This is a genomic window from Enterobacter sp. 200527-13 (assembly GCF_027924865.1).
GTDB lineage: Bacteria > Pseudomonadota > Gammaproteobacteria > Enterobacterales > Enterobacteriaceae > Enterobacter > Enterobacter ludwigii.
On the sequence record NZ_BSCM01000019.1, the window covers coordinates 1 to 6,705 of the forward strand.

7 protein-coding genes and 1 pseudogene are annotated in these 6,705 nt (G+C 41.6%); all 8 read right to left on the reverse strand.

From position 1 onward, the window contains the following. Window positions 1-1,259 precede the first annotated feature (1,259 nt). A complete protein-coding gene (locus tag QMG44_RS24110; RefSeq protein ID WP_044857986.1) occupies window positions 1,260-1,709 on the reverse strand; it encodes a hypothetical protein in 450 nt (149 codons plus the stop codon). A 119-nt stretch (window positions 1,710-1,828) separates the two neighbouring features. Beyond that, on the reverse strand, window positions 1,829-2,929 hold the full coding sequence (tri1, locus tag QMG44_RS24115; RefSeq protein ID WP_404997248.1) for an ADP-ribosylarginine hydrolase Tri1: 1,101 nt from the start codon (window positions 2,927-2,929) through the stop codon (window positions 1,829-1,831). Between the two features lie 35 nt (window positions 2,930-2,964). Beyond that, on the reverse strand, window positions 2,965-3,345 hold the full coding sequence (locus QMG44_RS24120; protein ID WP_032669863.1) for an immunity protein Tsi6 family protein: 381 nt from the start codon (window positions 3,343-3,345) through the stop codon (window positions 2,965-2,967). Window positions 3,346-3,645: 300 nt separating this feature from the next. After that, window positions 3,646-3,831, reverse strand: a pseudogene (locus tag QMG44_RS24125) (ADP-ribosylglycohydrolase family protein); the annotation flags it as partial. Between the two features lie 16 nt (window positions 3,832-3,847). Beyond that, window positions 3,848-4,195 carry an immunity protein Tsi6 family protein gene (locus tag QMG44_RS24130; RefSeq protein ID WP_020883477.1) on the reverse strand — a complete coding sequence of 116 codons (348 nt, stop codon included), beginning with the start codon at window positions 4,193-4,195 and terminating at the stop codon, window positions 3,848-3,850. A 260-nt stretch (window positions 4,196-4,455) separates the two neighbouring features. Then, window positions 4,456-5,526, reverse strand: coding sequence for an ADP-ribosylarginine hydrolase Tri1 (tri1, locus tag QMG44_RS24135; RefSeq protein WP_086532392.1), 1,071 nt, complete (start codon window positions 5,524-5,526; stop codon window positions 4,456-4,458). A gap of 25 nt (window positions 5,527-5,551) precedes the next feature. Further along, entirely contained in the window at window positions 5,552-6,022 is a 471-nt protein-coding gene (locus QMG44_RS24140; protein WP_020883475.1) for a DcrB-related protein, read from the reverse strand. A gap of 11 nt (window positions 6,023-6,033) precedes the next feature. Beyond that, a partial coding sequence (locus QMG44_RS24145; RefSeq protein ID WP_281853330.1) for a bacteriophage T4 gp5 trimerisation domain-containing protein occupies window positions 6,034-6,705 on the reverse strand: 672 nt, incomplete at its 5' end.

Sequence of the window (6,705 nt, forward strand, 5' to 3'; positions counted from 1 at the left end):
CATCGCCTCGCGACCTGTGAGTTTCCAGAACAGAAGCCCCTCCACCGGGAGCTGAACGGTAATTCGGTTGAGCATAATCTTTATTCCGTAATGGTTTTATGCTGGAGAAGATAATAAAAAAACGGATAAATGAAAAAAGTCATTTACTATTACATGTAACCAGACAGATGAAAAATCACCTGGGGGGGAAATCGTCGAGGAACCTATCACTTAATATATAACATTTAATTAACAAATTAAAAATACACTCTACGCATGGCACCATACTTTCCCCATGCTAAAAACAAAGCATTGGTATAAAGCACACATCTCTTCCGCAGCGATGAAATTTTCCCAGCACGTCCACAGTGTTACTCCGGAGATGGATAACCCCCTCTCATTCGTCAAGCCGACTTCAGTAATGTGTGGTGGAGTCAAACCTGCTGGCTTAACACGCATGGGAAATATCACCTGGTAATGAAGTATTTCCTTGTCAGTTGAGGTGTACAGCCATTTCCAGTCGTTCGCCTCAAGGTCTTCGTTACTGGTAGCGGAGGCTATGGGAAACGGATAGTTGTTCTAAGTGTTTATAATGTCTCTTCACTTAGGCCGCGGAGGCTAACCAGATACCATAGAATATAAGAATGCATCCAAATGATGCCAGGCATTTCGCCAGCAAAATCAATCCAGGGCTATATCTGTTTGCCAGCGATGACAAAATCGAATAATTTTGCTCCGTGTTATATCGCTGATGAAAACGCATTATAGTTTCAAATATTGTGCAAAGCATAATGACGAAAAACTTAGCCAATAATAGTGTGACAAACGAAGGCGGAATAACGATTAGTACCAACTCACCATCTTCTTTTGTCATCGAGGGGAAAATTTCCCGCAATCCGATCAACACGAAAACCAGAATAAAAGTGCCGACTAATATAAAAGATAATTTTACGAAAAAACCACCCATTCTTTTTTGTTAAAATTATCTTTGCCATTCCAGATATAGGTAAGAGCGACCAATGAAAAAATAATAAACCCGAGAAACTTCATTGAATCCGATGCTCCTTATTCGCTCGCCCGACTATGACAGTCACACACTAACAATTGGCGCCACGGCGGGTTGCGTGAGGATGATCACCGTAACCAGTTAACCGAGCTGCCTGCTGTGGTCGATGCACGCATCCGTATCGGGTCGGGTCAAGGGCATGACGCAAAGCGGAGACGCGGTTGCGGTAACAGTAGAAACTAGGGTATCCGTTATGCAACCTTAATCATTGTGCTTACTTTAGCCAAAGACCCGAAAACATAAGGACGCTTCCGAGGGAAATTAAGCTTTTAGCAACGATAAGTAAGCCAGGCGCGACGATGCGTGATATAGACGATATTTTTTCATAATTTTCCACATTGTAGCTTTTGTGCCCCCTCAGAATCCCCGAGAAAACAGTACAGAGCAGCACAACTGTGACCTTTAAACCCCATACGCACAGAAAAGACATAGAAAAAATGATCGAATATTGTTTGGCCGTTGCGATAGAAAACAATGACATCGACTGAGAAAGCCATTTAAGCGTAAAGCCAATGACAACTGTGGCTACTAACACCAGAACCAACATCATCCCCGCCAGGAGCCACTTTTTCTTGTTAAAAAAATCTTTCCCATTCCAGATAAGCGCTAGTGTCCAAATCATAAAGAAAATAAAGAAAAACCAATGCATTACAATATTTCCCATTTATCCTCTTTAATCTTTTTTCAAAAGGGCAACACACTCAGCAATACCATTAATTCCGCCATCTGCCTGAGCGGAAATTACGACCAGCTCAAACCCTCACTATCCAAATATGAAAACAATTACAAGAAAGTATCTTCAGGAGCCCTGTCGAATAATTCACCTGCCATTCTGGCGATACGTTCGTGTTGTACCAATTTGTCTTTCCACTCCTGTGGGATACCGGAATAACCATACAGCGCACCCGCGATTTGCCCCGCCGTCGCCGCAACGCTGTCAGCATCATCGGCAAGATTGGCGGCCAACAGAATAGCATCTCTGAAATTATCCGTATTCCATACGGACCACATCGCGGCCTCAAGCGTATCGATGACATAACCACTTGAACGAATCTGATCGCGAGTTTTTTGCTTATATTCACCCGCGTTGATAATCATTACACGTGGCTGAAGCGGCATGACGTGTGGAGCAAAAACAAAATCTTTATTGCTGCCATTAATCATATGTACAAGTAAATAACTTAAATACTGTGTGCTATTTATTGCTTCCGCGGCACCGTGCGTGGCGATGCTCTGTTTTTTAGCTTCATAAAACGCTTTGCTTAATGACTTTCTAAAAAAAATTGAGACAGGCGCTTGTCTGATAATAGAAGCATTACCTGCAGTTTCTGGCGAAGTATTACCGCTCCACCCAGGACCAATAGTTAAATATTGTTCTAAAGCAAAGCGAGTTGTATTACCTATATCAAAACAGATGCCATTTGAACTGTTATAACCATGCTGATACCATTCCAGAAGCTTATTCCTGAAGCATATAGTATCAGCATCACCCTTCTCAAGAAGCGTTTCCGCAAGACATAATGCCATGGATGTGTCATCCGTCCATTCGCCTGCGCGAAGTCGAAATGGCCCACCTCCTGTCATATCTTTGACGTATGCTCTGTCACGAGGTAGAAATTCGAGCGTCGTCCCTACAGCATCTCCAACAGCAAGACCAATAAGCGCACCAACAGCACGATCTCGCGATTCCACTAGTGAGATGTTGCATGATGGTGTTAAGTCCCATTGTTTTTGGGCATCGCAATCAAAAGATGATTCTAATAGTTTATCATTATATTTATACTGCATTTTCTGCTGGACTGAAAGACTACTAACAGGTAAGTACTTACGATATCTATCTACATATTTTAACAATACATTCAAATTAGCATGTAAATCAATCACCATCCACCCATAATAAAATATATCTAATATCAACCCTAAAATTCATCAGGATATTTCATTTTAAGATTTTGTTGTTTTATTCTATAATTGGCATCAACCTCATGCGGGAGCCTAACCTTTAATCCTCGGCGGATTTGATCAACAATAAACCAGGCATCCGACAACCTTTCAAAAAACAACTCATCCGAATTATCAAACTCCTTCGCTGCATACATACCGAACGTCATTTTCCATAATTTCGCCTTATCCTTTTCCTTGCCTTCGATTAGGTCCCGCAGAAATAATAATTGTTGTACTGTAGAGTCGTACATTTGCAAAAGCGGGGATTGGGGATTACTTTTTCTAACTTCAGCATATCTCTTTTGAGATAAACTTAATGTTTTTTCAACATAATCCAAGGCTGTTATTTCATTCATTATATTGAGTCAAATTATTAGAGTGAGAGCGCGCCTATTATTCCCGACCACTTCTGCCTGATAAAATCAGTCACCACATTTTATTAAAGGAAGATAATAGAATTAAGAGGGGAAATTAAAAAATCACTTTCTTTATTAATGAGTGACTATCATCAAATATGGTCCACTTGATATTTCGACATATTTCAACACTGGAAAAGTAAGTTGTTTCGTCTCACATCCAACTTCGCATCAACACAACATTTTCTATTCAACTTAATGGCACGCTATAATAGCCGCGCCATATGATTTATACAATTACTAGAAATTATCCTCAAGTGCTCTATCGAATAGTTCACCTGCCATTGTGGCGATACGTTCGTGTTGTTCGAGTTTATTTTTCCAATCCTGGGGAATACCGGAATCACCATATAATGCTCCAGCTATTTGCCCCACCGTCGCCGCAACGATGTCAGCGTCATAGGCAAGGTTGGCGGCCAGCAGAATTCAAAAAAACTGCCTATCACTTACGATATCTTTTTTGTCTTTTCAAATATTCCACATCTTGTTCATGAGGAAGAATGATCTTCAATCCTTTCCCCATCTGCGAAGCTATATAATTAGCATTAGATAAATGCTCAGCAAGCTCGGCATCTGTTGTATCAAATTCTTTAGATGCAAGTACTCCAAGATTCAATGAATGTAATTTACTTTTATCTTTTTCAGCGCCAACCAAAACAGATTTAATATAATCCAACTGGCACTTCACCATAACATACAGTGAAAAATCAGGTTTTGTTTCCAATCGTTTATTGATTATATCAATGGCATCATTGATATAATTCAGCTCGTTATAATTTTCTTTATTCATGAGCACTCTTAGACATATTTTTATCTGAATAAATTCTGTACCCCCCTACCTTTTGGCTGGTAGAGATATTTTTTTAACTAGCCAAATACCAGGTACAGGAAGCAATATTACCGAACTACTCTACTTTTTTTGCATAATTCAGTATATTTTCTATGCTGGCAAAGTGAGTTGTTTTCCTCACATGTTACTTCACATTAACCCAACATTTTCCCTTCAACTCAATGGCACGCTACAATAGCCGTGCCATATGAATTATTCAATTATAAAAAATTATCCTCAGGAGCTCTATCGAATAATTCACCTGCCATTTTGGCGATACGCTCGTGTTGTACAAGTTTGTTTTTCCACTCCGACGGAATACCAGAATAACCATATAATGCTCCCGCTATTTGTCCTGCCGTCGCCGCAACGCTGTCAGCATCATCGGCAAGATTGGCGGCCAACAGAATAGCATCTCTGAAATTGTCAGTATTCCATACGGACCACATCGCGGCCTCAAGCGTATCTATTACATAACCACTTGAACGAATCTGATCGCGAGTTTTTTGCTTATACTCACCCGCATTTATGATCATTACACGCGCGCATAGTGGGAAAACATGAGGGGAAAAAGCTTCTTCTTTTTTATAACCGTTAATTAAATAGTGTAATATCAATCCGAGAAATTGGCATGCATTAATTGACTCTACCGCGCCATGAGTTGCGCGACTCTGAGCCTGGGATTCGAAGTAAATCGCGCGCAGCGATTTTCGACGAAAGATAGACACCGGAGCTTGACGAATAACCGCAGCATTACCAGCAGTGTGTTTCTCGGTATTACCATACCATGAAGGCCCGATACGCAAATACTGTTCAAGCGCAAATCGCGTCGTATTGCCAATATCGAAACACCGACCATTACTGCTATTATCACCGTTAAGATACCATTTAACGAGATATTTTCTAAGTATATCGGTATGCATTCTGTTTTCTGAAAGATAAGTTTCCGCCAGACATAATGCCATGGACGTATCATCCGTCCATTCACCGGGTTTTAAATGAAAAGGTCCGCCACCAATCATATCCGCTACATGTTCACTGTCTCTTTTCTTAAACTCAAGAGTAGTGCCGACTGCGTCCCCAACAGCCAAACCGACCAGCGCCCCAAGTGCTTTATCACGTGAAATATCTTCAGTCGTAATTAAAGGTAATGTTTCATCCCAGGCTTGTGAAGAACTCAAACCATCAATACCGTTATTTTTTATTGCCTTACGGACATTAATTGGCATGTATGTACGATAGCGATCGGCATAATGATTGATTACAGAGTCTTCAGTATGAAGGTCGATCATGGTATTACCCTTAATTCTATATTTATTATCCCAAGTTCATCTGACCTGCTGATAACCTCAAACGATGTATTAGGCTTAAATAGCACTTCAGTCTCTGTTGCATTGAATTCTGAAAGGAAGTCAATTTTCCGGCCGGAAAAAACATCAACACCATCTTTTGCCCGCCAGGATGGTCAGCGAGTAAAATCACCGTCTGCTTCTGAAAAATGACCGAGTTATCATTTTTAAACTGATAAAAAAGCTCTACCGCCGGATGACCATTAACAGAAGTCATCTGAGAGGATTCAAGACGAAAGTCGGGCACCGTAATTTCCAGTTCACGCGTCAGTCGGGTAGCCGCATCATGGACTTTATCTTCGTTTTTTGCCGTCGCACAAGAAACAACAAAAGTAAACTCGCTAGCTCCGTTATCACTCATGGTGAATAAATTCATGGTTCTGTCTTTAAATACATCGGGCAAGGCGAGTGTTGCTTCCTGAAGGATATATTCGGCCATTCTGGTTATTCTTATTTATTGGCATTAAAAACAAAAAAACCATCCACTTCCTGCTGGATTTCACCCTGATGGGATGCACCTGGTGGGTCGATGACATTACGTCCGTCATCAGGGTTTAAGTGCAATTCCCCGGAAAGCGTATTAATTTGAGCATTCTGTTTTGCAGTAAAGTTAAAGTTATTACCAATGATATGAACGCTACCGTCTTTTGATAGCTCGATGGCGCTTTCACCACATTCCAGTCTCAGCGTATTACCTGCGGAAAGTATAAAATTATTAACGACCTTATCGTTTCGACTGTTCCCCGTCAGGCATACCACATCGCCTTTAATCCCTGATTTCTGGTTTTTCGCTACCCGTAAGGTTTCATCTTCACCAACAAACTGGGTACGATTTTTTTCGGTAGAGTGAGACTCGTCATTTTTGACGTTAATATCCAGATTCCGCTCAGCCTGGATCCACACCTGCTCTGCGCCCGCCTTGTCCTCAAAGCGCAGGGCATTGGCATTATCCACGGAGCCATCCTTCGTGCGGCTCATAAAGCCCATCTGCGTGGCTGCAGCCGGCAGCGCCCACGGCGGCATGCTTGCTTCGTTATACACCCGCCCGGTGATAATCGGACGGTCCGGGTCACCGTTGATAAAGTCCACCACCACCTCATCGCCGACCCGCGGAATTTGCAC

Excerpts from the sequence above, each read along its gene's own strand:
- QMG44_RS24140 (WP_020883475.1), bottom strand. The coding sequence starts at position 6,022 with ATGGCCGAATATATCCTTCAGGAAGCAACACTCGCCTTGCCCGATGTA.
- QMG44_RS24120 (WP_032669863.1), bottom strand. The coding sequence starts at position 3,345 with ATGAATGAAATAACAGCCTTGGATTATGTTGAAAAAACATTAAGTTTA.
- QMG44_RS24130 (WP_020883477.1), bottom strand. The coding sequence starts at position 4,195 with ATGAATAAAGAAAATTATAACGAGCTGAATTATATCAATGATGCCATT.
- tri1 (WP_086532392.1), bottom strand. The coding sequence starts at position 5,526 with ATGATCGACCTTCATACTGAAGACTCTGTAATCAATCATTATGCCGAT.
- QMG44_RS24110 (WP_044857986.1), bottom strand. The coding sequence starts at position 1,709 with ATGGGAAATATTGTAATGCATTGGTTTTTCTTTATTTTCTTTATGATT.